Below are 26,975 nucleotides of genomic sequence, written 5' to 3'. Positions count from 1 at the left end.
GGCGAACCTTTTGAAGTAAAGAATAAGGTGGGAAAACATCAATTCTGTCGTTACCTTTTCCCCGGATCATACGGTTCCCCGAGTGCAGACGGAGCAGACGAGCGCCCGACAGCCGCAACGAGCACGATGATGGTGAGCAGGTATGGCAGCATATAAATAATTTCCTGGGGAATACTTTGAGACCATTCGAATAGCTGTACATAGTTCCGAATCGCTTGCGAGAAACCAAAGAACACAGCGGCCCCAAAGGCACCAATCGGATTCCACTTACCAAAGATCATCGCTGCAATCGCAATGTAACCTTGACCGGAAACCGTATTATGAGAGAATGTGCCTGTCGTAGTCAGCGTAATTGCAGCTCCACCGATAGCAGCCAGCGCACCACTGATCATCACCGCAACATAACGGTAACGACGCACTTTAACACCCACGGTATCCGCAGCACTTGGATGTTCACCAACCGAGCGAAGACGAAGGCCGAATGGAGTTTTGTACATGATGTAATAAGTCAGAAAAACGAACAGAATAGCCAGATATGTTGTCGGGTACACGTTCTTGAAGAACGCTTCCCCAAGCAACGGAATATCTTTTAACAGTGGCACATCAAACTTGCTAAAACCTTGTACCAGTGGGGAATCGCCTGATCCTTCAAACAGCAGTTTTACCAAATAAAGTGTGCTTCCTGCTGCCAGGAAGTTGATTACGATACCACTTATAATTTGGTCCGCCTTAAATGTAATTGAGGCAACCGCATGGATCAACGAAACCACTACACCCAGCACAACCGCGAACAGAATCCCCATCCAGGCAGATGTCGTTCCTCCCATACCGGCTTCTTGAGCATAGTGCGCAGCAATTCCCGCTGCAAAGGCACCAAATACCATGAAACCTTCAAGTCCAAGGTTGGTCACACCGGATTTTTCCGAAAAGATTCCGCCCAGTGATGCAAAAATCAATGCCGTGGCAAAGACAAGCGTCGTATTGATAATTTGCCCAATTGTCAACAAGTCCATCTACAACACCTTCTCTTTCTTGCGCTTGGAATAGAACGGTTTAAGTACCCAGCGCACGATGCCTTGTGCCGCAATGAAGAAGATAATCGAACCAATCACAATCCGAATAATCTCGGGCGGTACATCCGCAGCAAAGCTCATTCCCGCAGATCCATAAGTGAGCGTACCGAACAACAACGCGCCCAGCAACACACCAAACGGATGATTCAAACCAATCAGTGCAACCGCGATGCCGTCAAAACCTGTTCCTGGTGAGCCCGACATAACAGTCTGATATTGGAACACTCCAAGTACCTGGAATGCACCGCCAAGACCCGCAAGCATACCACTGATAAACATGGCTTTTACAATATTGCGATTGACATGCATACCCGCATACTCTGCCGCATTCGGGTTATATCCTACGGCACGAATCTCGTACCCTTGTTTGGTTTTCCACATGTAAATATAAAAGAGCACAGCCATGACAAGAGCAATCAATGTTCCCATGTGAACACGAGAGTTGCCCATCAGTTCGGAAAGCCATGTCAGACTAATCGATGCCGTATCACTGATATCGACCGAACGATTTTCCCCTTTTAACAGCAGGAATTGGCGCACAATCAGGTTGGCCAGATACAGACCAATCCAGTTCAGCATGATACTACTGATAACTTCGTTAACCCCACGCGCTGCTTTCAGGTAACCGGCAATGGCTGCCCACAGACCACCAAATACCGCACCGGCAATCAATGCCAGTGGAGCATGAATGTAGATTGGCAGACCTGTAAACTTCACGCCTACAAAAGTTGCGGCAGTCATACCGACGAGAAATTGTCCTTCTCCACCGATATTAAACAGCCCTGCACGTGACGCAAATGCAAATGCAAGTCCTGTCATAATCAGCGGTGTCATTTCCCGGACTGCTTCACCAAAGTTGTACATGTCTCCGAAAACCTTCGTAAACAGTGCACTATAGGCTTCAATCGGGTTATATCCACCGATCAGCATGACAATACCACCCAGGATCAGACCCATAATGATGGCTACAATAGGTAATATAAATGAATCACGGGTAAACCATTTCAATACGTTACTCATGCACAGTACCTCTCTTTTGGGTGCTGCCCGCCATCATCAAGCCGAGCTCCCTGTCATTGGTTTCTTCCGGCAGCACCTCGCCCACGATCTGTCCTTCATAGATGACAGCAATTCGGTCGGATACGTTGATAATTTCATCCAGCTCGAATGAGATCAGCAATACCGCTTTGCCCTGATCACGTTGTGCAATCAATTGTTTTTGAACAAACTCAATAGCACCTACGTCCAGACCACGAGTTGGCTGGGCAGCAATAAGCAGTTCAGGGTTCTTATCAACCTCACGTGCGATAATGGCTTTCTGTTGGTTCCCTCCCGATAAGGAGCGGGCTTTTGTTTCAATGCTTGGTGTACGCACATCAAATGCCTCGACAAGACGCTTCGCTTGCTTCTTGATCGCATCGAAGTTAAGGAATCCTTTACGGGTATAAGGAGATTTATAATACGATTCCAGGACGATATTTTCACTCACAGAAAAATCAAGGACAAGTCCATGTTTGTGCCGGTCTTCCGGAATATGGGCTACACCCGACTCCGAAATATGGCGCGGAGAATGATTAGACAGTTCTTTACCCTCAAGGCGAATCGAACCGCTATCTACTTTACGCAGTCCGGTAAGAGCCTCAATAAGTTCGCTCTGTCCATTACCATCAACACCTGCGATTCCTACAATCTCTCCTGCACGTACATTCAGGTTGAGTTCGTTCAGAACCGAGATACCCTCTTTATTTTTGGCAGTCAATTTGCTGACTTCCAGTACATTGTTTCCTGGTGTAGCTGGCTTCTTATCCACTTTAAAAGTAACATTGCGACCAACCATTTTTTCTGCCAGCTCATTCGGATTCGTTTCTGATGTTGTAACGGAGTCAATCACTTTACCACGACGAATGATTGTCACCGTATCGGAGATTTCCATGATTTCTTTCAGTTTGTGTGTGATCAGAATAATGGATTTGCCTTCGGCCACCAACTTTCTCATGATCACCATCAGTTCTTTGATCTCCTGAGGTGTTAATACAGCAGTAGGCTCGTCAAAGATCAGAATGTCTGCACCACGATACAACGTTTTTACAATCTCAACACGTTGCTGCATTCCGACGGAAATGTCATGAATTTTGGCATGCGGGTTCACTTTGAGTCCATACTGTTCAGACAGTCGCTGCACTTCAGCAGCAGCTTTTTTATAATTAATGTTGAGACCCTTCCTTGGTTCAGATCCCAAAATAATGTTCTCTGTTACCGTGAACGGCTGTACAAGCTTAAAGTGCTGATGCACCATGCCGATGCCAAGATCGATTGCTTTGTTAGGGCTGTCGATGATGACAGGCTTGCCATTCACTTCAATGGAACCTTCATCCGGCTGATAGAGACCAAAGACAATATTCATCAACGTTGATTTACCAGCGCCGTTTTCGCCCAGTAGAGCATGGATCTCGCCTTTACGAAGCTGAAGGCTGATGGCGTCGTTGGCAACAATGCCTGGGAAACGCTTCGTGATTTGTTTCAACTCAACGACGGGGGTTGCTGCACCCATGTAATCACCCTTATACCTGATATAGTGTGGTTCCGCAAACGTAAGAAAAACGTCTATCGACGTTTATTCAAGGAAGATGACCGCTTTTTAGCGGTACTTTTTCTTGGGATTATCGAATCCTTCAGTTTCACTGAAACGTATGCATTCCATAATCTTAAGAAAAGCTCCTACCGGAGCGTTGATACGAAGTCTTCTTGCTTTCGCTATGGGGTTTCCCCAAAGCTCGTATTGCATGCTTGTACAATTGTTATAGTGACTTGAGCAAATTTTCCTGCTCTGACAATCATAAGGCCGGTCAAGACCGGCCTCGATGATTGTTCTTTTTAAAGGCTAAATCCAATTACTCTGTAGGAACTTTGATTTCGCCGTTGATAATTTTTTCTTTGTACTCGTCCACTTTTGCAAGTGTATCAGCAGAAACATTTTTCGTGGAAGTATCAGCGATACCTACACCGTTTTCTTTCAAAGTCAGATTCTCAGCTCCACCTTTGAATGTTCCATCAATAACTTCTGCGTTTACACGCTTAACAGCTTCGTCAACTTTTTTGATCATAGAAGTCAGTGTTACATCATCACCAAACTCCAGGGATTGGTCTTTATCTACACCGATAACCCAAACATCTTGACCTTGTTTCTTACGAGCGATTGCTTCGTTGAACACACCATTACCCGTAGCACCGGAAGCGTGGAAAATGATATCTACGCCTTGGTTGTACATTGTAGCAGCTGCTGCTTTACCCAGGTCAGGCTTATCAAAAGCACCTGTGTAGTTGGAAATGAACTCAGCATCAGGATTTACCGCTTTAACGCCTTCTCTGAAACCTACTTCAAACTTTTTGATCAGTGGGCTGTCCATACCGCCAACAAATCCGATTTTGTTCGATTTAGTTGTCAGACCAGCTACAACACCTACCAGGTAAGAACCTTCTTCTTCAGCAAATGTTACCGATTTAACGTTAGGAGCATCAACAACACTGTCGATGATCGCGAGTTTGGAATCAGGATTTTGTTCAGCTACAGTCTTGATTGCATCAGCCAATTGGAAACCGATACCCCAAGTGAGATCATATCCACCTTTAACGAACTCGTTCAGGTTTGGAATGTACTCTTCATCAGATTTACTTTGCAGGTATTTAACAGCTACACCTGTTTCTGTTTCAGTCGCTTGCAGAGCTTCCCAAGCGGATTGGTTAAACGATTTGTCGTTAACTCCACCTACGTCTGTAACCATACCGATTTTCAAATCGGATTTAGCTTCAGTGTTTTCGCCACCTGTAGTTCCTCCGGCATTTGTTTCCTCTTTCGGCTTGCTACCGCAACCTGCGAGCATAACCGATACTGCCAGCAACATGACCAAAGACAAGCTGAGCATCTTTTTCATTTCTCTTGTTCCCCCTTAATGATATATACCTAATTCCTGTTCAGGCCAAAACGGAACGGATCAACAGATCGATAATATGGCTTTTATGTGGAATGTATGGTTTCTTCGACATTAAAAGCGCATTCTTACCCATAAACGATTGTGTCACCTGTCGAAAAACCGAACATTATGACATGAAGAGAAAATTATAGGACTAGCCTACTAGAGGTGATTATACATTCAACCCGTGGTAAAATCCAGATGTTTCATCACCAAAGTTCACTTATTTTTGCTCTTTTTTTATTGAAAGCGCTTAATATTTTAGCGATTTAACACACTAACGTTACAACGATGTGATGTTATGTAACAAAATCATATCACATTCTATAGTAAGAAATGGATTTCACCAGTTTTCATTTGCATTATTTCACCGTTCGTATTTTATGTATTATCACGGCCTGTTATTCGCAAGTTATATGCATTCAGTGTGTCCTTACAGACTGCAGCATATTCGTTTCCCACAACGGCCCTTTTAGCAAGATCATTCTTTAAGCCGTAAAAAAAGCCGCCATAGGTACGGCGGCTTGAATAAGCAATTTTAAGCGTTGATTTTACCTTTAGCTACAGTAGCCAAAGAGTTGAACGCATTGATGTCGTTAACGGCCAGATCAGCCAACATTTTGCGGTTCATGTCTACACCAGCAAGTTTCAATCCATGGATCAGTTTGTTGTAAGACAAACCATTCATACGTGCTGCTGCATTGATACGAACGATCCACAGTCTGCGGAAGTTACGTTTCGTGTTGCGACGGTCACGGTATGCGTAAACCAGGGATTTCATTACTTGCTCGTTAGCTGTTTTAAAAATACGGTGTTTGGAACCGAAATAACCTCTTGCCAGTTTCAAAACCTTTTTATGACGACGACGTACTACAAAACCGCCTTTTACTCTTGCCATATTAAAGAACCTCCCAATAAATATTAAATGTATCCGTGGTATGTGTACGGCCTAGGCCGATCCCCCATACGGAATGTACTATTTCAAGTTAGCCTTTCAAGTTAGCCAAACCTTGTTTCAAACGTCTTACGTCCCCGGCAGCCATAACAGGGTTACCGTTCAGAACGCGCTTAGCACGTTTTGATTTGTGGGAAAGCAAGTGGTTTTTGTGAGCTTTGTAACGCAGGACTTTACCGGAACCGGTAATTTTGAAGCGTCCTTTCAAACTGCTGTGTGTTTTCATTTTAGGCATTTTGTGTTTCCTCCTTCAATGTTATCAGGCTTTAGGAGCCAGAATCATGATCATACTGCGGCCTTCCAATTTTGGTTGACGTTCGATGGTGCAGAGTTCTGCAACTTCCACTTTAACGCGCTCCAAAATCCGTTGACCAATAGCGGCATGCGCAATTTCACGTCCGCGGTAACGAACGGAACATTTTACCTTGTCGCCTTCTTTCAAGAACTTAACTACATTACGAAGCTTCGTTTGATAATCATGCTCCTCAATATTGGAACGGAACCATACTTCTTTAATATCAACAATTTTCTGGTTCTTACGGGCTTCTTTGTCTTTCTTTTGTTGCTCATAGCGGAATTTGCCATAGTCCATGATGCGGCATACCGGCGGTTTAGCCTGTGGTGCCACATTGACCAGGTCCAAGTTCAGGTCAATCGCCATTTGCAGTGCTTCCCGAATCGGCGTGATCCCAATTTGTTCTCCTTCAGCTCCGACAAGGCGTACTTCCTTCGCCCGAATCTCATCATTAATCATGTGATCTTTACTAATAACCGTCCACCTCCAGGTCATTTTGAATATCCAGTTACACAAAAAAATAAAAGGGATGCCGGTTAAGCTACCGACATCCCTGTAATCAACACAATTCTTCATGAGTAAACACTTCATAAATTATTGGGATCGTTGACCAGCCAACATGTTTGTTGATCAGGTGAGAAGTCGGACTTCTACTTGTGATTCCATAGCTATTCATTTAACGCACTTGAATACTATAACATCCTGCAAAACGATTGTCAACATATCTACAATGTTTTTTACAGAGAGGCTTTCGTCCAAGTCAATAATTCATTATCCCTGCTTGCTCTGCACCTCATCCAAACGTACAACTCGTGTATGTTGGGTATGGCTCCATTGTTTGTTGTTCTGCGTAAAGAACGCATAGAACGTAATTGGATACCAAGAAAGAAGGTAAATCGGGAACAAGATCAGGTACAGATACACTTTGGCAAAAGTAACCTTTTCCAGCGCCATGGACAACAGGAATGTCAGGATGTTCAGACCAATCGCTACGAATCCTACCCAAAGCGGGAAGTACCCGTATATGTTGGCGATATGCGGACCACTGAATATCGCTGTATCCACCCACAAGACAGCTGTCATCAGGAACGTAAGCAAAACAACGTACACGTTTGCGCCATACACAGCAAGGTCAAATTTCACCAAGCTTCTTTCCTTGATACTTTGCCACAGCAGCGGGAAGAAATATCTACGCGCGACGGTAAAGTGACCTTGCATCCAGCGAAGGCGTTGTCTTGCGGAAGCCTTAAATGTTAACGGCTTCTCATCAAATACTTTGGCATCGTAGTTAAAGACAGGATACACATTACGTTGAACACTGCGCATTGTAAACTCCAGATCCTCAACCAGACTTGTAGCGCCCCAGCCAATTTCCTTGAGCAGGTTCGTCTCGAAGCACATTCCCGTGCCTCCGAGGAAATTCGCCATATTCAAATTATGACGGGATAGCTGCCACAGACGGTTGATGTACCAGTACGATACACCATATGCTGCAGTGATCCAGGAATCCTCCGGATTTTTCGTATCAATGTATCCCTGAATAACACGCGAACCATTGCACAAGTCGTCGTTCATCTCAAGCAAGAAGTTACGGTCAACCAGGTTATCCGCGTCAAACATAACGACTGCATCATATTGACGTGGCAATTTCCACAGGTATTTAAGCATCCATTCGATGGCATACCCTTTACCTCTGAGATCAGCATTGGTACGTACACAAGCATTCAGTCCATGCTGTCTTACAATTTGAGCCGTTCCATCAGTACAGTTGTCGCAAATGACAAACACATCGTACAGATCTTCCGGATAATCCAGTTGTTTCAAGTTCTCCATCAACGCACCAATAACTTGTTCCTCATTGTGCGCTGCGACGAGTACAGCGAATGACTTTGTCGCCGGATAGTGTTTCTTTTTCTTTTTCTTAATCAGACCGAACAGCGAAAACGTGAATTGGTACACGGCTAGCAGTGCCAGAATGACCTGCATCGTGACGAATATAGCGTCCAACATCGTTCTCTGTTACCCCCTTTTTTTCAAAACCAGATTACTTTAAATCATTTCTCTTCCTGGATTCTGCACTTTTATTTTTTTGTGACGCGCAGAATATGACCCTGTTCTTTTGTTTACTACGCAAATATTTCAGACAATGTTTCAAGCATGGTTGATTGCCAGTTGGCTGCTTTATCGATTTTGTATTCTTTTCAGCCATTTGTCAAAACCGCAATTCCACTTCCTGAAGCAGAAATGTGAACTTTAAACGCTGAATAGGCACTTTGTGACACTCCAACCTCGCATTCATGCCTGTTATATCTTATTTTCAGCCGTTTACTTGATTTTTATTTCTAAAGTCCCTGCTTTTTTCATCAGGCCGATCCATATCGACGGAGGCTCTATATTAAATAACGTAAACAGACCTCAAAAAGTTCAGTCTTAAACTCACAATTTTTTAACCGCATTTCAGCCATGTTGAATCATTGTATCTTTTTTAGATCGTCCAAGTCAAAAAGTTAAGTTGGGTTCTTAACCACTCTTTAACATGAATTTTACTTTCTTCACATGTGTTCTTCTTGAAAAGGACAACATTTAAAAATATGATAAACATATACCTGAAATAACCTCAAGTTCACGAAAAACGGTTATATACTAAATCAGGACGAAACCGGACACAGCAATTTACCGGAAATACTGCCGCCAACACGGGGCCTGACTGGCAGGAGGCCAATATGAGCCGTTTATTCGTAAAGTTTCAAGAGTATGATCGAAATGTATTTATGTGGATTAATGGTCGACTTCATAATCGATTTATGAATTTTTGGCTGTATTATTTCACCCATCTGGGAGGAGCAACTTCTTCTATCGCAGTATCCTTACTGATCTGGCTTCTGGCTCCAGCTCCTTGGAGCACAACAGGACTTCAGGCATGCATCGCCCTTGCGGTTAGTCACATTCCTGTAGCTATCGCCAAAAAACTGTATCCACGCATTCGGCCTTACCTGGCCTTGCCGGATACGATTACGTTCCGCAATCCCCTGACGGACCATTCGTTCCCTTCAGGGCATACTACCGCCATATTCTCGGTGACAGTTCCCTTTATGACAATGGAGCCGTTCCTGTTGCTGATGTTACTCCCTGTTGCATTAATTGTCGGATTTTCTCGAATTTACCTGGGATTGCACTATCCCTCAGATGTGCTTGCAGGTGCTACGATCGGTACTTTAGTCGCACTTGCAACAGTTGCTTTATGGACATAACGCGAATATGTTAGACTAAGGAAAACCTAGCAGGAACAGGTGAAGCAAGCGTGGAGAAAAAAAGAGTATTACTATTATCTGAAGGCTTTGGCGCAGGTCATACTCAAGCCGCTTATGCACTGTCCAGCAGTTTGCGAAAACTTTCGCCGAATGTGCAGACCAAAGTGCTTGAGTTGGGAAGTTTTCTGAACCCTAGAGTTGCGCCACTCATTATTACAGCGTACAAAAAAACGGTCATTAATCAGCCCAAGCTCATCGGGTATGTATACAGGCATCAATATAAAAAATCCTTAAACCGGCTAACTACACTCGCGCTGCATAAATTGTTTTATACCCATACACGCAGTATTGTGCGTCAGCTTCGTCCGAATGTTATCGTATGCACACACCCTATTCCCAGTGCCGTTATTTCCAGACTGAAACGTCTGGGAGTACAGGTTCCACTGTGTACAGTCATCACCGATTATGACGCGCATGGGACATGGATTAGTCCAGAAGTAGACCTGTATCTTGTTTCTACAGATGAGGTAAAGTCCAAATTAATGCTGCGGGGTGTATCTTTAGACAAAATTCGGGTTACCGGTATCCCAATCCACCCCAATTTCTGGGAACATCCCGGACGGGATGAAATCCGTGGCAAATTCAATTTGAAAAACATGCCTACGGTGCTTGTAATGGGCGGGGGCTGGGGAATGCTCAGCGATGAAGTAGTTAACCAATTATTGACACGCTGGCATGCGGATGTTCAGATCATTTTCTGCCTTGGCCGCAATGACAAAAGCCGAATCAGCATGGAGCAAAATCCGTTGTATCAAAAAGAGAATATCCATATCATCGGGTACACCAATGAGGTGGACAAATTAATGGAAGTATCCGATCTCCTGATCACCAAACCGGGAGGAATGACATGCAGCGAGGGTTTGGCAAAGGGAATCCCGATGTTGTTCCATAATCCCATACCGGGCCAGGAAGAAGAGAACGTTCAGTATTTCACCGCACGAGGTTTGGGGGAGCCTATTACTTCGCTTGAGGTTGTTGTAAAATGGATGAACAAACTGCTTCATAACTATCCTGAGATTGTTCGTAAACGCAAACGCCACATGGCGCAAATTGCCAAGTATCACCCAATGCAGAGCGCACAGAGTATTATCGACCTTCTGGACCTGCGTCCCTACTCGGCAGACCAAGCCAGACTGTAACAGCTTCAAACAAGCCTGCATGTACACAGTAAAGGTGCCTTCGAATCGAAGGCACCTTTTTTAATATGAAGAAAAGTACAAACTATTGAATACCAGCAGACTTCAAGTAGTCCTGCCACTGTTTGGTGTACTCACTCTGGATCTTCTCAAGACCTGCCTGTTTGGCTTTTTCCATAAATGTATTCAGCCCTGCTTCTACATCGTCCACCAACCCTACATTTAGCGGGTACAGATACTGCTTCTCTACCTGCTCCAGGGCAGCCTTCTCGGCTTGGTATGGCGTCCAATCTTCAGCAAATCCGGTGTAAATATCCGGCTTTTTCATTTTGTCCAGCTCTTTGAAAATAGCCAGCACATCATCAAAGCTCTTATCATAGAGCATGAATTCGGGATTACGCCAAGCCCAGCCATTCATGCCTTCACGCGGAAATCCATTGCTCTGGGCATCGCCCACCATTTTATAGTAACCGTCCTGTACTTCAAAGTTTTTACCTTCCACGCCATATTCGGTCAGCCAGTTATAACGTTTGTCGGTAACCAGCTTTTCGTAGAATGCCAAAGCTTTCTCCGGATTTTTACTACTCCGCGGGATGGCGAAACCATTGTGTATCGGATGAACCGGTTGTGCAAATCCTTTGGCATTCGGGTAAGGGAAATAACCTAGCTTCCAATCCGGGTGAGTGGACTGGACCTTAATCACATCGGCATTAAATTTGTTCGGGTTCTCTCCCGACAGAACAACAGCCGATTTGCCGTTTTGCAGCAAGGAGTTGGACGTATCCTTTACATTCAGCACGTTTTTCGGGAAAAAGCCTTTGTCCATCCAGCGTTTGTACGTTTTCAAATCTTCCAGATGCTGTGCAGATCCCCAATAGGAGGTGATATCGGATGGTGTATCATACATGATGTCCAGACCATAAGGGAGCTGACCTGCAGTATTCACCAGCTTGGATGTCAATTGACGAATACCATGGGTATGATTTGCATTGCTATCCGCGATTGGAATCATATTTGGTTCATTGGCTTTGACTCCCTCCAGATAGGCTTCGAGGGTCTCCAAAGATTCCGGTTTGGGCAAATTGTACTTCTCACGCAAATCCTCACGGTACGCAATACCCTCCGTCACATACTCAGTCCATGTAGAGGGCACCGTATAAATCTTGTCATTGACTGTTACCGCTTTCCACATATCCTCAGGTACATAAGCCTTAAGCGTTGGTGCTGCCTTAGGCAATAGTTCATCCAGCGGCAGGAATGCTCCTTTTTTTGCATAGGACTGATAAAACGTCCAATCCGCTGTAAAGATCAGGTCAATCGGTTGACCGGAAGACAGCAGCAGTTTATATTTTTGATCCCAGTCTGTCCAGGACGTATAGTTGAATTTTACATTAACGTTCAAATCAGCCTCAGCCAGCTTGTTGATTTCTGATTCAATTACAGGCAGATCCTTGGGTGCGTCACCAAGCATATAAAATTGCAGCGTTACCTTCTCCCCTTTGCTTCCAGAAGAGCCTCCCTGCTCACTTCCTTGCGTCGATCCCCCCGAACCGTTATTACATGCGGCAAGCACCCCGGCGAACAGCATCAGGGCAAGTACCATCGACAGGTGCCGAATTGTTTTGTTACGCATACGCATCCTCCCTTTTTGTGGTCAACCTTATATGTTAGCGCAGACTCGCCGTGATTCAGAGAGGCAGACAACTATTTCAGCGATCTGCCCTCACAGCGCGTGCACGTTCTAACCTTTTACCGCACCAATGGTAAGCCCTTTAACAAAGTAGCGCTGCACAAATGGATACAGGAACAAGATGGGGCCAGTAACCACAATAGCCATGGCCATTTTCGTCGATTCGGTAGGTACATCCTGGCTGAGTGTTATGCCGGTACCGATCGCCATCTGGTCAATGAAGGTAATCGTGTTCATCGTGTTATACAAGTAGAATTGCAGCTGGTACATGTCTGGGTTGTTAATGAACAAGGATGATGTGAACCAGTCATTCCAGTATCCCAGTGCCAGAAATAACCCCACAGTGGCAATGCCGGGCATCGCCAGTTTCAGCACTACGCTAAAATAAATGCGGAAGTCATTCGCTCCATCGATTTTGGCTGACTCAATCAGCTCATCCGGAACGGCTGAACGAATGAAGTTTTTCATCAGGATAATGAGAAATGGTGTCATCAGTCCCGGAAAAATCAACACGGTATACGTATCCGTGAGATTGAAATAGTTTGCCAGCATGATGTACCAAGGTACCAATCCCCCACCAAAGAGGGTTGTGAAGTAGATGAAAAACGAGAAGGCGTTCCGGTATTTGAAATCTTTGCGCTGCAGTACAAATCCCGCCATCGTAATGAGAAACAGTCCAAGGGCCGAACCCACAACAGTTGTAAAGACCGTCACGCCATAGGCTTTGAGCACCTGGGTCGGAAATTTGAACACCATCTTGTAACCTTCCAGGGAAAAATCGGTGGGAAAGAGGTGATAACCATCTCTCACAATGGATTCATTGCTGCTGAAGGAGCCGGATAAAATCAAAAGAAATGGCACGATACAGATTAAGGAAAGGATCAGGATCACGCTGTAAGCGATGACTTGAAACAACAAGGTGAATTCGGAATCTCTGGCACGAGTATGCATGGTGGTTCTCCCTTCTGCCCTGCGGGCGTCCTAGAACAAGGCGTAGTCCTCATTGACTTTGCGGATGATATAGTTCACGGTCATGATCAGGATAAAACCAAACAGCGATTGATACAGACCCGCCGCGGTAGCCATTCCGATATCAAACGTTACTTTCAAGGAACGGTACACATACGTATCGATAATGTCTGTAGCGTTATATAAGACCCCGTTATTTCCAATGAGTTGGTAAAAGAGATCAAACTGCCCCTTCATAATGCTCCCAAGCGAGAATAACAACAGGATAACAAAGGTCGGTTTTAGCATCGGTACGGTGATGTACCAAATGCGCTGAAAGATGTTAGCTCCGTCAATGCGAGCCGCCTCGTAATACTCATCGCTGATGCCTGTAATGGCTGCAAGGTAGATGACCATGCTGTACCCGAGATTTTTCCACAGATAAAAAATGATGATCAGAAACACCCAGATCCAGGGTGTGTTGTAAATATCGATTGGACCTGCTTCAAAACGTTTGAGTACGGTGTTCACAAAACCGGATTCATAGTTGAACATGTTGTAAGCGATTACACTTAATAGTACAAACGAGATGAAATACGGTAAAAACATGACCGACTGCGATATTTTTTTAAACACTTTCCCCCGAATTTCACTGAGTAAAATCGCACAGAAGATCGCTAGCCCGTTTCCCAATATAATGAAGGCCAAATTGTACCCCACGGTGTTGGTTGTCAGCTTCAGCAGCATTCCGGATTGCCACAGAAACTTAAAGTTCTCCAGGCCCACAAATGGACTACCGAACAGACCACCTTCAAAATCATAACGGGTAAACGCATAATAGATGCCGACCATTGGAAAATACGAGTTAATCAGAAAAAAGATCAGTGTAGGCAGTAGCATCAGGAACATGATTTTGTTTTTGTTCAATTCTTTGAGCATGGCTCGATCCCTCCCGAATTTCTTACGGCGCGGCGCGCAGTGGAGCTCTGTTTTTATTGTAGATGCCCTAAGCGCTACCGGATACTGAATCATTCGGCCGGATCATGAACGATTCTGCGAAATGGAATATGAACAATATGAACGAACACTGAAATGAATGTCTGAGCGTTCACAAAAGTTGATATCGTGCATAGGTTGAACCTAGTGAACAATACAGCGAAAGTTGAACTTTAGCTAAGGAAATCGGGCATAGCATGCCATCTGTCGTTGATGTAAACGCATACATAATATATAATTCTAGATACATCCGTGATTCACTACGCCCACATATGAAATCTTATCCTTCGTTATGAAGTCTAACTTTGTTCATCCAAAACTGGAGGTCCACGGGAGGAAAGGTCATGCGTAAACGTTCAGAGGACAGCCAGAAGGTGTTTGCACGGATTCTCATCGGCATTATTGTTAGCACCGTTGCCACCTTGCTTGTGGCTTCTACCATTTTGTACGTCAACTATAATCGTATTGCCCTTCGTCAGGTCTACCACACAGATATGAATGGTCTCACCCAGACCAGTCGCGAAGTCTCCAAGATGACCGAAACCGCCAAATCACTGTCTTATCAGATTTATCAGGATTACACCATCTCTGCTCTGCTGCTGTATTCGAATCCGAGTATCTATGAAATTACGCCAGCGATGGAACAACTCGACAACTATCGCATGTCCCTCCCTTTTATCGAATCCATCTATGTATATAATTCCAAAAATGATGAGTTCTTTATCAGTTCCAATGAAGTTCGCAATGGACAACAGTCCATCTCGGAAATTGACGATAAAGGGATTACAAGCATCCTCGACCGGTTCCATGATTACAAACCTTTTGTCCCCATTCCGCGTACATACCAAGTGGGCTCGACCGAGGAAACTCAGGTCAGCAGCTATACATACCTCTGTTATGACACAATCAATGACAATGCCACACTGAATTATGCGGTTGTTGTAAATATCAAGGACGACTGGCTCAGTCCAAATATGAACTCAGTCGATCAGCCAGGGAAAACGTTTATTATCAATGAACAGGGGCAGTTGTTGTCCGATTTCAGTGATCGGGCGTTGATGAAAGACCTGTCCAATGAAACATTTATACAGCCAATCCTGCAAAATACGGAGCAGTCCGCCTACTTTACCGCAGAGGTTGATGGGGAGAAGTCTCTCATTACCTACACCGCCCCTGATAACCTTGGATGGCGCTATGTACGAATCACGCCCTATGACCTGATTACCACAGATATTCGTCATATGCGAACACACACCGTTCTCTTTTGTCTTGGGCTATTAATTGCGGGAGTGCTGCTGTCCTACCTCGTTTCACGGAAGCTATATCATCCCATTGATAAAGTGCTTGTCCGTATGCGTGTAATGGAAGCGGAGCGTCGCGGCAGTTTGCATCTTCTGCGACAGGATTTTTTGCGCGGGGCTTTGCAAGGACGGGAAACGGTAACAGGAGGCATGCTGGAGGAACGAATGAAGTTCTACGGCTCTGCTGTTGATGTTCATCGTCTAACCAGACTGGTACTACTGCGAATTGATCATTTTACCGACTTCAGTGATACCTACCGGGATGAAGTCCAACTTGTAAAATACGCGATGATGAACATTTGCACCGAAACCGCTGACCTCAACTATCACACCGAAGCGGTGGATATGGGCGGCGATCTGATCACCCTTATCTTTAATGACAAAATTCAGAATGAAGCTGATAATGACCAAGGCTCCATTGAGGAGCTGCTGCGCATGATGCAGGCTGCCGTGATGACACATCTGAGATGCTCCATTTCTTTTACCATCGGACCAGCGGAAGATTCACTGGAAAACAGTATTGCTTCTTACACCCGATCGGCAGAGGCTTCGCTTCACCGTTTGTTCATGGGTCCTGGATGCCTGATCTATACCTCGGACATTATGGCGTATCATGCCAAAGAGTACGCTTTCCCTGTTGGAAAAGAAAGACAGCTGATTGATTGCCTGATGACAGGCAAAACAGGAGAAGCCAAGCAGGTCTATGCCGACATCGTGAGTGAAACGGCAACCTATCCGTTTACCGTATTTCAACTGGCTCTGTCTCATCTGACCATGACTCTGAATCATGTACGAAACACACTCAAAAAGAACAACCAGCTCACACTTGAATCCATATCCGACCGTTCGATGCTGCCGATTCATGATGCAGAGGATCTCAGCGAAGTTCACGCACACTTCTATCGCATGTTCGACGAGCTTGGATCCAAAGTAGAGGAAAAGCGAACGCTCAAACATGAAGAACTTATTCGCAAAATCAATTGCATTATTGAACGAGATTACGCGGACACCAATCTTTGTCTGACCTCGATTGCGGATGAACTAGCCATGTCACCCATATATGTCAGCAGACTCTATAAACAACTAACGTTAAAAGGACTCACCGATGTCATTAACGAGACCCGCATAGCCAAAGCGCAATATCTGCTCATTGAGACGGAAAACTCTGTGGCTGATATCGCCGAGCAAACCGGATTCACCAACAGTTCTTATTTCTATCGGATGTTTAAGAAATTTAACGGGGTTACTCCCAATGATTATCGCCGCAAGGATCTTCATTCGGAGCTTTAGTAGCAGTAAAACAAAGAGCCACAGCGTTTTCATAAGGTTTAGTTCGGTCAAAATAGCAAAAAAGCGTGATATGAGAGTCTGGTAGCCAGATCCATATCACGCTTTTTTATAATATATTACTCTTGATCTTCGCCAGACTCGTCCGTAGCTTCCCGAACTTTATACTTGTCCAAGCGGATTTGTTGATACTCGCGCAATGCCTCTTCACCAACGATGACTTCAACCCGGTGAATGTTCATGCCTTTGCCCATGAATTTCTGCTCATACTCTGTCATGACATGCTCTTCATTCAATCCATCGCGGTGCAGATTCAGGGACAAATTGGTCATTTGCAAACCAAAATCAGCAATCGCATTGAGAGAGAAATCAAACAATGTCTCCGAATCTGTTTTGAAATGGATTTGTCCTTTTGTGTTAAGCAGCTCTGTGTATTTCTTGAGGAAGCGCGGATGTGTCAAACGGCGACGTGCATGCTTGGCTTTTGGCCAAGGATCGCTGAAGTTCAGATAAATCCGTTCCAATTCCGCCTCTTCGAATACTTCCTCGATCTGTTCGATATTGGCCAGAGCGAGCTTCAGGTTGGGAGGTGTCTCCACTTCCTCCTGACTCCATGCTTTCCGAGCCTTCTCGCTGGCACGACGCACCAGTTCATCATACATATCAATACCGATAAAATTATATTCCGGATATTTATAACTCATTTGGCTGATAAATTGACCTTTACCCATACCAAATTCCACAAAAATCGGATGGTCATTACCAAACAGTTCAGACCATTTTCCTTTGTACTGTTTGGGATCAAGAACAACGAGATCGACTTGTTGCTCCAGATTTTCACGAATCCCTTTTCTGCCACGTAAACGCATCTTATTCCTCCGTTTATCCATACTTGTCTCAGAATCATTTTGCCGAAGAACCGGCGAATTGTAAAGAGCAATGAAAAAGGAATCTTCGGATCTGCCACTTTGGGGCAAATCTCAAAGATTCCCTCTTCGATTTATTTGGAATTGGGGTCCAACTACTTTAATAGTTCATAGTCTACCTTATCTTGGTGTGAAAAATCAAATGTCTTTTCGAAAGCATCGCGAACTTTTTGTCTTGCAGCCGCTTTCACTTTCGGATTGCCATTGAAACGAACACCTGTCAAAGCCAGAGCTTCTTCTGCCGTCAGTTCTACAGAAACATTATTTTTGACTTGGGAATTCATTCATATCACCTCACGGTATAGTATGGTCCATGACGTCAACATTGATTCAAATGCTATGATGAATAGTACCCATTAGATGGTGTCTGACGTTGGTTTAAATATAACATAATGTGTAAACTATAGCAAGGATAAAACCACGTTTCTACGGCCTATTTTTGCGACTAGATTCCCCTTTTTTTGAGTTTTTTGATACAATGGTAAAGGTTCAAAAAGAGTCGAATTAGGTATATAATAAGCAAGTCATTAGGTAAGTCAAAGGAGTACCCTGAAGATGAATGCACCTTCACTACAGCCTCCTCTTCTATGGGGAGATAAACGATTCCATACGTGGAATTACGAAATGAGAGACGAGTTTAACAATAAGGTTTTCAAAGTGATGCTGGATGCCGGTTTCACCTGCCCGAATCGTGATGGTTCCATCGCCAAAGGTGGTTGTACATTTTGCAGCGCTCGTGGATCGGGTGATTTCGCCGGTAGCAGACGAGATGATTTGGTCACCCAATTTAATACCATTCGGGATAAACAGCATCTGAAATGGCCTACAGCCCATTACATTGGCTATTTTCAAGCCTATACCAACACATATGCTCCTGTTGAGGAACTGCGTGAATACTTTGAAGAAATTTTGAAACAACCCGGTGTCGTCGGTCTATCCATAGCCACTCGCCCTGACTGTTTACCAGATGACGTCGTTGATTACTTGGCTGAATTGAATGAACGCACTTACCTATGGGTTGAGATGGGGCTGCAAACGATTCACGAGTCCACGTCAACCCTAATTAACCGTGCGCATGATACTCAATGTTATGAGGAAGCCGTTGCGAAGCTGCGCAAACGGAATATTCGGGTGTGTACACATATCATCTATGGACTGCCGCAGGAAACCCATGAAATGATGCTGGATACCGGACGGGCTGTTGCCAATATGGATGTGCAGGGGATTAAAATCCATCTGCTTCATCTGATGCGCAAAACGCCAATGGTGAAGCAGTATGAAGCCGGGCTTCTTCGTTTCCTGGAGCAGGACGAGTATATTAAACTGATCGTCGATACGCTGGAGATGCTGCCACCTGAAATGATTGTACACCGCCTTACAGGGGATGCCCCGCGGGATTTGCTGATTGGACCAATGTGGTCCATGAACAAATGGGAAGTGTTGAATTCCATTGATCGTGAGCTGCGTGAGCGGGATTCATGGCAAGGAAAATACTGGAGGGGGGCGTAAGATGGGCTTTCTTTCGGTTTTAAGCTGTGCTCATCAGTGGATTTCTTCCCGTCTACAGCCTGGAGATTTAGCCATTGATGCAACGGTAGGCACAGGGGCGGATACTCTGTTTCTGGCACAACAAGTGGGTAAACGTGGTCAAGTCATTGGTTTCGATATTCAGAGCGAGGCACTTACCCTGGCACAAGCCCGTATTCGCAAACAAGAAGACAGTACTCAACTAGGCTCTATCTCCCTGCTTCAACTAAGCCATGATCGAATGGCTGAAGCCGTTCCTGTTACATGGCAGGGTAATGTCGGTGCTGTCATGTTCAACTTGGGGTACCTGCCTTCGGAAGGTGCGGACTCCACCATTATCACGAAAACAGACAGTACCATTGCCGCACTCCAGTCTGCCCTGGAATTGCTCCGGCCGCGCGGCATTATTACCGTTGTGCTGTATCCAGGTCATGATGGAGGATCAGAGGAAGCAGATGCGGTAATGGAATGGTCCTCTGCTCTGCCTGTAGAGCAGGCACAGGTAGTGATCTATCGCCAATTGCAGCGTAAGGCTTCCCCTTTTTTGATTGGCATCGAGAAAAAATAATTTCCTTTACTCCACAAATACAATAAACTAGACACAATCGCAACAAAGTAATCTTGGATGGATTTATGCGATTTGTGTTCTACATAAAGACGTGCAACCGTATTCACTGTTACATTCATGCCAGCTACGCGGTCATGATTGATTAAAGCGATCCACCATTTCATATACTAGAGGAGAGATTAGGAATGTCTACGCCATACCCACTGCAATTTCAACCAGAGTTCAAAGAACGTGTATGGGGAGGCCGTGCGCTGGAGCAATTCGGCCTGACGCCGCCTGAAGGACATATTGGAGAAGGCTGGATGATTGCGGATCATCCCAATGGTACAACCAAAGTATTAAATGGAGCACTTGCCGGAAAAGGTCTCGATGAAGTTCGTGAACAACTGGGCACAGCATGGCTTGGAACCAAAGGTGTATCGGAAAAGGGCGGACGTTTCCCCCTTCTGATCAAACTGCTTGACTGCAACGACGATCTGTCTGTACAAGTTCATCCAACAGATGATTACGAGGCTCTGCCTCCCGGCGAGCTTGGCAAAACGGAGATGTGGTATGTGTTGGACGCCAAACCGGGAGCACACATCATTTATGGCTTGAATGAGGGCGTTGATCGTTCAGTCCTGAAGGAAGCGCTGGAGAACGGTACAGTGATGGATACCCTTCGTCAAGTTCCTGTTGAAGCTGGAGATACATTCTTTATCCCTGCCGGAACGGTACATGCTCTCTGTGCAGGTGTCGTTGTTGCTGAAATCCAGCAAAACTCGGATACAACCTACCGGATTTACGATTACAATCGTCCGGGTCTGGATGGCAAACCACGTGAGCTGCATGTTGAAGATTCACTGAATGTAACAGCTTATGAGGGCGCTGGTGCCACAACGATGAAAACCAACAATGCAACTCCAGGTGAGTGGCTGAAACTTGCGGACTGCCCTTATTTTGTAGTGGAAAAAGGGATTGTCACAGAACGTTGGGAGCTCTCTACAAGTGCGGAAAGCTTCACTATTCTTGTGGTCTGTGAAGGTAGTGGAACGCTCGAGTGGGACAACGCAGAATCGGATAAGATTGAACTGAAAGCAGGACAATGCTACTTACTACCTGCCAACCTGGGATCCTATACGCTGGATGGCAACACCACTGTTCTTCGCTCTTATTTGCCTTAATCCAAATAATTAAATATCTTCTATTCAAGGTTACTTCCTTGAACTGAATTGGCTTTAATGTAACCTGTGAAGGAGGTTTTACACGAGATGCAGGAATCTGCCTTTAGCCTGGTTGGCGATGAAGGTACCCGTATTCATGTGTACCGCTGGCTTCCCGATTCGGAGTGCAACGTTAAAGGTGTGGTCCAGATTGCACATGGCATGAGCGAAACCGCTGCCCGATATGCAGAATTTGCCCAACAACTCACCTCTCACGGCTACGCTGTGTACGCGAATGATCATCGTGGACATGGCAAAACGGTAGAAAACTCGAATTTATTGGGTAATGCCGGCAGCGATGCTTTCCGCTGGATGGCGAGTGACATGATGAATCTGGGAGAAGTTGCCGCCAAAGAAAACCCTGATGTGCCCCTCTTTCTGATGGGGCATAGCATGGGGTCGTTTTTGGTACAGCATCTCATGTATGCTGGCCACGAGCGTTACCATGCATTTATTTTGTCCGGTACCAATGGCAAACGTGGTCTGCTTCGGATTGGAGAGAAATTGGCCCTCTTGCAATGTGGCGTTCAAGGGGCTAGTCATCCAAGTATGCTGCTCAACGCGCTCGTATTTGGTGGTTTTAACCGCTCTTTCCGTCCGGCAACAACACCGTTTGATTGGCTGTCTCGGGACTCTGAAGAGGTCAAGCGATTCATCGATGACCCTTTGTGTGGAGCCGTCTGCTCCGCAGGGTTTTTCCGTGACTTTTTCAAACTGCTGCTGGACATTCACTTGCCAAGCAACATGAAGCGTATTCCCAAGGATAAATCTGTATACCTCTTCTCGGGCGAACAAGATCCAGTTGGACTTCATGGCAAAGGAGTGCTTAACCTGGTCTCCCAATATCGGGAGCTTCAGCTCGAAGATGTCGAATACCGCCTTTATCCAGGTGGACGCCACGAAATGCTGCACGAGACGAATCGGACTGAAGTAGCAGGGCATGTCGTGGAGTGGCTTGAAAGACATATGCCTGAACAGAGTCCCCATCATTCTACAACAAATGCCGAGAACGCCGATTCCATCTAATATGATGCGATTTTTTACAATGACAAAAGCCCCTGAACGGGCGCACAGCGTACACTGTGCTCCGCGTTCAGGGGCTTTTCTGTTAGATATATGAAAATGGCAAGTATGCTTGGAGTGTTAATGGATTACCCTTCGATCAGCAAAGACTCTGGATCTTCAAGCAATTCTTTCACCGTCACGAGGAAACGTACGGCTTCGCTACCATCGATAATACGGTGATCATAAGACAGGGCGATATACATCATCGGACGGTTCTCCATCCGCTCTGCATCAATCGCTACTGGACGAAGCTGAATTTTGTGCATACCCAGAATACCCACTTGAGGTGTATTCAAAATTGGTGTGGACAACAGGGAGCCAAACGTTCCGCCATTGGTAATGGTGAAGGTTCCACCTTGCAGATCAGACAACGCCAGCGTGTTGGAACGAGCTTTGGACGCCAGGTCAGCGATGCTTTTCTCGATCTCAGCGAAGCCAAGACGATCTGCATCACGTACAACCGGTACGACAAGGCCTTCTTTGGCAGATACCGCAATACCGATATCATAGTACTTTTTAAGCACAACATCTTCGCCATCAATTTCCGCATTAATGGTTGGGAACTTTTTCAATGCGCCTACAACCGCTTTGGTGAAGAAGGACATGAAGCCGAGATTGATTTCATGTTTCTCTTTGAACTTGTCCTTACGGCGTTTACGAACATCCATGATGGCCGTCATATCCACTTCATTAAAAGTAGTCAACATCGCTGCAGTCTGTTGCGCTTCTACCAGACGTTTCGCAATGGTAGCACGGCGGCGAGACATGCGTTGACGTTCCACTGGTTTGGTAAATGTGGAACCTCCAGCTGCAGGAGCACTAGGTGCTGCCGCAGGCGCTTTGGCAGGAGGCGCTGAAGGTGCGGCAGCCTGAGTGCTGTGAGTTTTCACATCATCCTGATAAACCCGGCCAATTGGATCCTTGCTCTGTACCTGATCCAGCTCAATGCCACGCTCACGTGCAAGTTTGCGTGCAGACGGTGAAGCTGTCTTCGAGCTGTTATCTGAAGATTCCGGTGCCGCAGCAGCGGGTGCTGGTGGCGGAGTTGGAGCTTCCGGTGCAGGGGTCGCTTGTTTCTGCTCAGATGCTGCCGGTTGGGAAGCGGACGCGCCGCTTCCTGCTCCTGCTCCTGCCGAGAGTGTTCCGATCGTTTCACCGATCTCTACAGTCTCGCCTTCCTGACGAATAATTTTCTCAAGCACACCGCTCTCTTCAGCACTAATCTCAATATTTACTTTATCCGTTTCCAGCTCCAGAAGAACATCACCCTGATTAACAGTTTCGCCTTCTTTGACCAGCCATCTGGATACGGTTCCTTCGGTTATCGACTCGCCCATTGCAGGTACTTTAATTTCACTCACAGCTGTTACCTCCCCAGTGGAATATTATTCTTCGTCGTTTGCTTCAACGCGGATGTAATGATCTGTTGCTGTTCCATGCCATGCACAAGCTGATAACCGCTGGAAGGACTCGCATGTTCCGGGCGACCTTCGTATTTAACGGTTGTGCCTTCTGGCGCGATTTCACGAAGACGAGGCTCCATGTATGTCCAGGCACCCATGTTTTTGTTTTCTTCCTGTACCCACACCAGCTCTTTCAACTTGCTGAAACGTGCGAGTACACGCTTGATTTCTTCCGCCGGGAACGGATACAGCTGTTCAACACGAATAATGTGAAGCCAAGACCAATCCGCTTTATCTTTCTCAAAAGCATCTTCCAGATCGATAGCGATTTTACCACTGCACAAAATAATGCGCTCTACGCGATCCGGCTTCGTGCCCAATCCTGCTTGCTCCAGCACCGGCTCAAACTTGCCCTCGCTGAATTCTGTTGCAGGTGAAGCAACACGTGGATTACGAATGAGACTTTTCGGCGACATCATAACCAGCGGGCGGGCATCCTCCGTTTCGGTCAAGGAAGCCTGACGACGCAGCAGATGGAAATACTGCGATGCGCTTGACAAGTTCGCAACCGTCATATTGTCTTCTGCACAAAGCTGCAGGAAACGCTCCAGGCGAGCACTTGTATGCTCAGGTCCCTGACCTTCGTTCGCGTGCGGCAGCAACATGACCAGACTGGATTTCTGAGACCATTTGGCACGGCCTGCAGATACGAACTGGTCAAAAATAACCTGTGCACAGTTGGCAAAATCCCCGAATTGAGCTTCCCAAATTACGAGCGTATCTGGTGAATATACGTTATATCCGTATTCGAATCCAACTACAGACTCCTCAGACAACGGACTGTTGTAAATCGCAAAGGATGCTCTTGCCTGCGGTAGATTATGCAGTGGGCAGAATTTTGCTCCGTTCTCGGAATCATGCAACACCAGATTCCGATGGGCAAACGTTGCACGTTCTGCATCCTGTCCACTGATCCGGATCGGTTTGCCATCCGCAAGAATAGTAGCGAACGCAAGCGTCTCTGCAAGACTCCAGTCTACTTTCTCACCTTCGTTCAGAGATGTGCTTCTGCGCTGCAAAATGCGCTGCAACTTCGGATACACATTAAAATTCTCTGGCCATTTCAGCAAGTCTGCGTTAATTGCCCGCAGATTTTCCAATGGTACCGCAGTTGGAATAACCGAAACTGCTTCTGGCTCGCTAATTTGACGTTGGTAATATTCATGCACTTCATTATTCTTCATCTGCTCGTAAGCTTCTTTTAAGCGGTTCGTCACAGCCTCACGAATGCTGTTGATAGAAGCATCATCGATTACAGATTCCTCTTTCAGATGATCTTGGTACAAGTGGCTAACCGTTGGATGAGCTTTCACTTTGTCATACACTGTCGGCTGTGTTGTTTCCGGATCATCCGTTTCGTTATGACCATAACGACGGTAACCGATCAGGTCAATCAGGAAGTCCTTTTTGAACAGGTTACGGTACTCTGCTGCCATACGAATAGCTGCGATACATGCATCCGGATTGTCTGCATTGACATGCACAATGGGGATCTCGTATCCTTTGGCAAGGTCACTCGCATAGTACGTTGAGCGTGAATCGCCGCTATCTGTTGTGAATCCAAGACGGTTGTTCACGATAATATGAATCGTTCCGCCATTTTGGTAACCAGGCAATGCTTTGAAATTGAGTGTTTCTGCTACAATTCCTTCCCCAGGGAAAGCCGCATCACCATGCATCAGAATGGTTGCCGCTTTGGTTACATCCTGCTTCGGATATCCCGGATCACGGCGGTCATCCTGTGCTGCACGTGCAAAGCCCTGTACAACCGGGTTTACATATTCCAAGTGACTTGGGTTATTGGCAAGGGTAAGGCGCGCTTGTACTGTTTCACCGTCTTTAACATAACGATTGGCACCCAGATGATATTTGACATCCCCCGTCCAACCGTAATTGATTCCTGTTGACCCTTCGGAAGGAACCAAATCCTTGTTCGGAGAATGATGGAATTCAGAGAAAATTTTGCTATACGGCTTGCCCAGTACATGAGCAAGTACGTTCAATCGACCACGGTGAGCCATCCCCATCAGAATATGGCTTGAACCTGCGTGTGCCATAATTCGAACTGCTTCATCCAGCATTGGAACTAGCACATCGTTACCTTCAATGGAGAAACGTTTTTGCCCAACAAATGTTTTGTGAAGGAAATCTTCAAATTGCTCTACTTCAACCAAACGTTCCAGCAAAGCCTTGCGCTCCTCTGGATTAAGCGGTGCCGGCGAAGTACGAGATTCTGCACGTCGGTTTAGCCACTCCCGCTCATGAACTTCATGCACATGGCTAAATTCATAAGCGATAGGACCCGTATATATTTGCCGCAGGCGCTGGATGGCATCCAATCCTGTCACTGTCTGTCCATCTGCACCTTCCCAGATCAGGGAAGCGGGCAGAGCTTTCAAATCTTCTTCATTTAATTCAAAATGCTTCGGTTCAAGCAGGGACGTATCTGAATCTTCACTGATCCCAAGTGGATCAATATCGGCCGCAAGGTGACCATACGTACGAATATTCATTACCAGCTTCCCAGCTGTAACCGCTTTCTGTAATAATTTAATATCCACGCTTCCGGAAGCCTTTTGGGCGTTGCCAGAATACGAGGCTGTATGTGCATCCCTGCCAGACATCGGCGGCGCACCCCATTGTTCAAATAATTCCCGATAAGCCGGTGTAACTGCACCCGGGTCTTGGGAGTATAATTCATATTGTTCCTGTACGTATCCCATATTCGGACCATAATAACTTTCCCAGGGTTTCTTGTTGCCTTCCTCGATCGTCATCGACGTTCCCTCCGTCTTGATTTAGTCATAAGTTTTTGACGGAAATCATTGACTAAGCCGTAATTTGCGTTCGTTCAACATTTTAAGCTAAATTTTTCATGAAGTCCAATAATCGTGCTGTTGGTGGTAGTAACGTTGTTCCGACGCTCCCGTCAAGGTTTGTCTGCGTTTTCAAAATCATAGTAAACTGATGATTATATATACCGTCGCACAGATGTCGAATACTGTCCTGATCCGTTCGAGGGTTACACCTTCCTCAACTTTATGAATTGAAGTCCGTGTTCTAATATCTATTCTATAAACTTTTGCGCTCAGGAGCATTTCCTATTTTTAGTTCAATTGATGCATAAATTAGATGAATCGAATAATTAGAACATTTCCGACCCACAAATGTACCCTCGGATCCTCCTTTATATAGAATTGTGGTCCATAATGTTCAAAAACAAACCGTCAAGTTAAATATTAACCAATTGGTTTGGTATTC

General features: G+C 45.6%; 22 protein-coding genes. 7 read left to right on the top strand and 15 right to left on the bottom strand.

Annotated elements, in window-relative coordinates:
- Positions 1-50: 50 nt before the first annotated feature.
- The 8 genes from P5G61_RS23465 to P5G61_RS23430 form a co-directional block, all read right to left on the bottom strand.
- Entirely contained in the window at positions 51-1,013 is a 963-nt protein-coding gene (locus P5G61_RS23465) for an ABC transporter permease (protein ID WP_063564195.1), read from the bottom strand.
- Positions 1,014-2,093: an ABC transporter permease gene (locus P5G61_RS23460; RefSeq protein ID WP_301248641.1), complete on the bottom strand. Its 1,080-nt coding sequence runs from the start codon at positions 2,091-2,093 to the stop codon at positions 1,014-1,016.
- On the bottom strand, positions 2,086-3,624 hold the full coding sequence (locus P5G61_RS23455; protein WP_301248640.1) for an ABC transporter ATP-binding protein: 1,539 nt from the start codon (positions 3,622-3,624) through the stop codon (positions 2,086-2,088). The genes P5G61_RS23460 and P5G61_RS23455 overlap by 8 nt, the downstream gene beginning before the upstream one ends.
- A 340-nt stretch (positions 3,625-3,964) precedes the next feature.
- On the bottom strand, positions 3,965-5,005 hold the full coding sequence (locus P5G61_RS23450) for a BMP family lipoprotein (protein WP_301248638.1): 1,041 nt from the start codon (positions 5,003-5,005) through the stop codon (positions 3,965-3,967).
- 577 nt (positions 5,006-5,582) lie between these two features.
- Positions 5,583-5,942 carry a 50S ribosomal protein L20 gene (rplT, locus tag P5G61_RS23445; RefSeq protein ID WP_017689664.1) on the bottom strand — a complete coding sequence of 120 codons (360 nt, stop codon included), beginning with the start codon at positions 5,940-5,942 and terminating at the stop codon, positions 5,583-5,585.
- A gap of 88 nt (positions 5,943-6,030) precedes the next feature.
- The gene (gene rpmI, locus P5G61_RS23440; protein WP_017689665.1) at positions 6,031-6,234 is read right to left on the bottom strand and encodes a 50S ribosomal protein L35; all 204 of its coding nucleotides are present in this window, start codon (positions 6,232-6,234) and stop codon (positions 6,031-6,033) included.
- 24 nt (positions 6,235-6,258) lie between these two features.
- On the bottom strand, positions 6,259-6,753 hold the full coding sequence (infC, locus tag P5G61_RS23435) for a translation initiation factor IF-3 (protein ID WP_024628309.1): 495 nt from the start codon (positions 6,751-6,753) through the stop codon (positions 6,259-6,261).
- Positions 6,754-7,065: 312 nt separating this feature from the next.
- Positions 7,066-8,304 (bottom strand): glycosyltransferase family 2 protein, encoded by a 1,239-nt coding sequence (locus tag P5G61_RS23430; protein WP_024628308.1) that lies wholly within the window; start codon positions 8,302-8,304, stop codon positions 7,066-7,068.
- A gap of 713 nt (positions 8,305-9,017) precedes the next feature.
- Here P5G61_RS23430 and P5G61_RS23425 point away from each other — a divergent pair.
- Positions 9,018-9,545, top strand: a complete 528-nt coding sequence (locus tag P5G61_RS23425) for a phosphatase PAP2 family protein (protein WP_024628307.1) — start codon at positions 9,018-9,020, stop codon at positions 9,543-9,545.
- A gap of 50 nt (positions 9,546-9,595) precedes the next feature.
- On the top strand, positions 9,596-10,744 hold the full coding sequence (locus tag P5G61_RS23420; protein ID WP_301248637.1) for an MGDG synthase family glycosyltransferase: 1,149 nt from the start codon (positions 9,596-9,598) through the stop codon (positions 10,742-10,744).
- Positions 10,745-10,826: 82 nt separating this feature from the next.
- Here P5G61_RS23420 and P5G61_RS23415 read toward each other — a convergent pair whose 3' ends face one another.
- The 3 genes from P5G61_RS23415 to P5G61_RS23405 form a co-directional block, all read right to left on the bottom strand.
- Positions 10,827-12,380 (bottom strand): ABC transporter substrate-binding protein, encoded by a 1,554-nt coding sequence (locus P5G61_RS23415; RefSeq protein WP_435874279.1) that lies wholly within the window; start codon positions 12,378-12,380, stop codon positions 10,827-10,829.
- Between the two features lie 102 nt (positions 12,381-12,482).
- Positions 12,483-13,382 (bottom strand): carbohydrate ABC transporter permease, encoded by a 900-nt coding sequence (locus P5G61_RS23410; RefSeq protein WP_301248634.1) that lies wholly within the window; start codon positions 13,380-13,382, stop codon positions 12,483-12,485.
- Between the two features lie 30 nt (positions 13,383-13,412).
- Entirely contained in the window at positions 13,413-14,318 is a 906-nt protein-coding gene (locus tag P5G61_RS23405) for an ABC transporter permease (RefSeq protein WP_024628303.1), read from the bottom strand.
- Positions 14,319-14,719: 401 nt separating this feature from the next.
- Between P5G61_RS23405 and P5G61_RS23400 the strand changes: the two genes are divergently transcribed.
- Positions 14,720-16,966 (top strand): AraC family transcriptional regulator, encoded by a 2,247-nt coding sequence (locus tag P5G61_RS23400; RefSeq protein WP_301248633.1) that lies wholly within the window; start codon positions 14,720-14,722, stop codon positions 16,964-16,966.
- Between the two features lie 116 nt (positions 16,967-17,082).
- On the opposite strand, the gene trmB is transcribed toward P5G61_RS23400, so the two are convergent.
- The gene (gene trmB, locus P5G61_RS23395; protein WP_285074815.1) at positions 17,083-17,832 is read right to left on the bottom strand and encodes a tRNA (guanosine(46)-N7)-methyltransferase TrmB; all 750 of its coding nucleotides are present in this window, start codon (positions 17,830-17,832) and stop codon (positions 17,083-17,085) included.
- Between the two features lie 152 nt (positions 17,833-17,984).
- A complete protein-coding gene (locus P5G61_RS23390) occupies positions 17,985-18,173 on the bottom strand; it encodes a hypothetical protein (protein WP_024628298.1) in 189 nt (62 codons plus the stop codon).
- Between the two features lie 271 nt (positions 18,174-18,444).
- Here P5G61_RS23390 and mnmL point away from each other — a divergent pair, with 271 nt between their 5' ends.
- From mnmL to P5G61_RS23370, 4 genes are all read left to right on the top strand, one after another.
- Positions 18,445-19,398, top strand: coding sequence for a tRNA modification radical SAM protein MnmL/YtqA (mnmL, locus tag P5G61_RS23385; RefSeq protein ID WP_024628297.1), 954 nt, complete (start codon positions 18,445-18,447; stop codon positions 19,396-19,398).
- Position 19,399: 1 nt separating this feature from the next.
- Positions 19,400-19,984, top strand: coding sequence for a tRNA 5-(aminomethyl)-2-thiouridylate-methyltransferase MnmM (gene mnmM, locus P5G61_RS23380; protein WP_301248631.1), 585 nt, complete (start codon positions 19,400-19,402; stop codon positions 19,982-19,984).
- 185 nt (positions 19,985-20,169) lie between these two features.
- Positions 20,170-21,147, top strand: a complete 978-nt coding sequence (locus P5G61_RS23375; protein ID WP_301248630.1) for a type I phosphomannose isomerase catalytic subunit — start codon at positions 20,170-20,172, stop codon at positions 21,145-21,147.
- Positions 21,148-21,234: 87 nt separating this feature from the next.
- Positions 21,235-22,212 carry an alpha/beta fold hydrolase gene (locus P5G61_RS23370; RefSeq protein ID WP_301248629.1) on the top strand — a complete coding sequence of 326 codons (978 nt, stop codon included), beginning with the start codon at positions 21,235-21,237 and terminating at the stop codon, positions 22,210-22,212.
- Positions 22,213-22,337: 125 nt separating this feature from the next.
- Here P5G61_RS23370 and odhB read toward each other — a convergent pair whose 3' ends face one another.
- Both odhB and P5G61_RS23360 read right to left on the bottom strand, forming a co-directional pair.
- Complete coding sequence (odhB, locus tag P5G61_RS23365) at positions 22,338-23,612, bottom strand: 2-oxoglutarate dehydrogenase complex dihydrolipoyllysine-residue succinyltransferase (protein WP_301248628.1); 1,275 nt, start codon at positions 23,610-23,612, stop codon at positions 22,338-22,340.
- 5 nt (positions 23,613-23,617) lie between these two features.
- Positions 23,618-26,491: a 2-oxoglutarate dehydrogenase E1 component gene (locus P5G61_RS23360; RefSeq protein WP_024628292.1), complete on the bottom strand. Its 2,874-nt coding sequence runs from the start codon at positions 26,489-26,491 to the stop codon at positions 23,618-23,620.
- Between the last annotated feature and the right edge of the window lie 484 nt (positions 26,492-26,975).

Source organism: Paenibacillus vandeheii (genome assembly GCF_030433635.1).
GTDB lineage: Bacteria > Bacillota > Bacilli > Paenibacillales > Paenibacillaceae > Paenibacillus > Paenibacillus vandeheii.
Note: the sequence above shows the minus strand (reverse complement) of the source record. Positions and strands in the feature narration are given on the sequence as shown.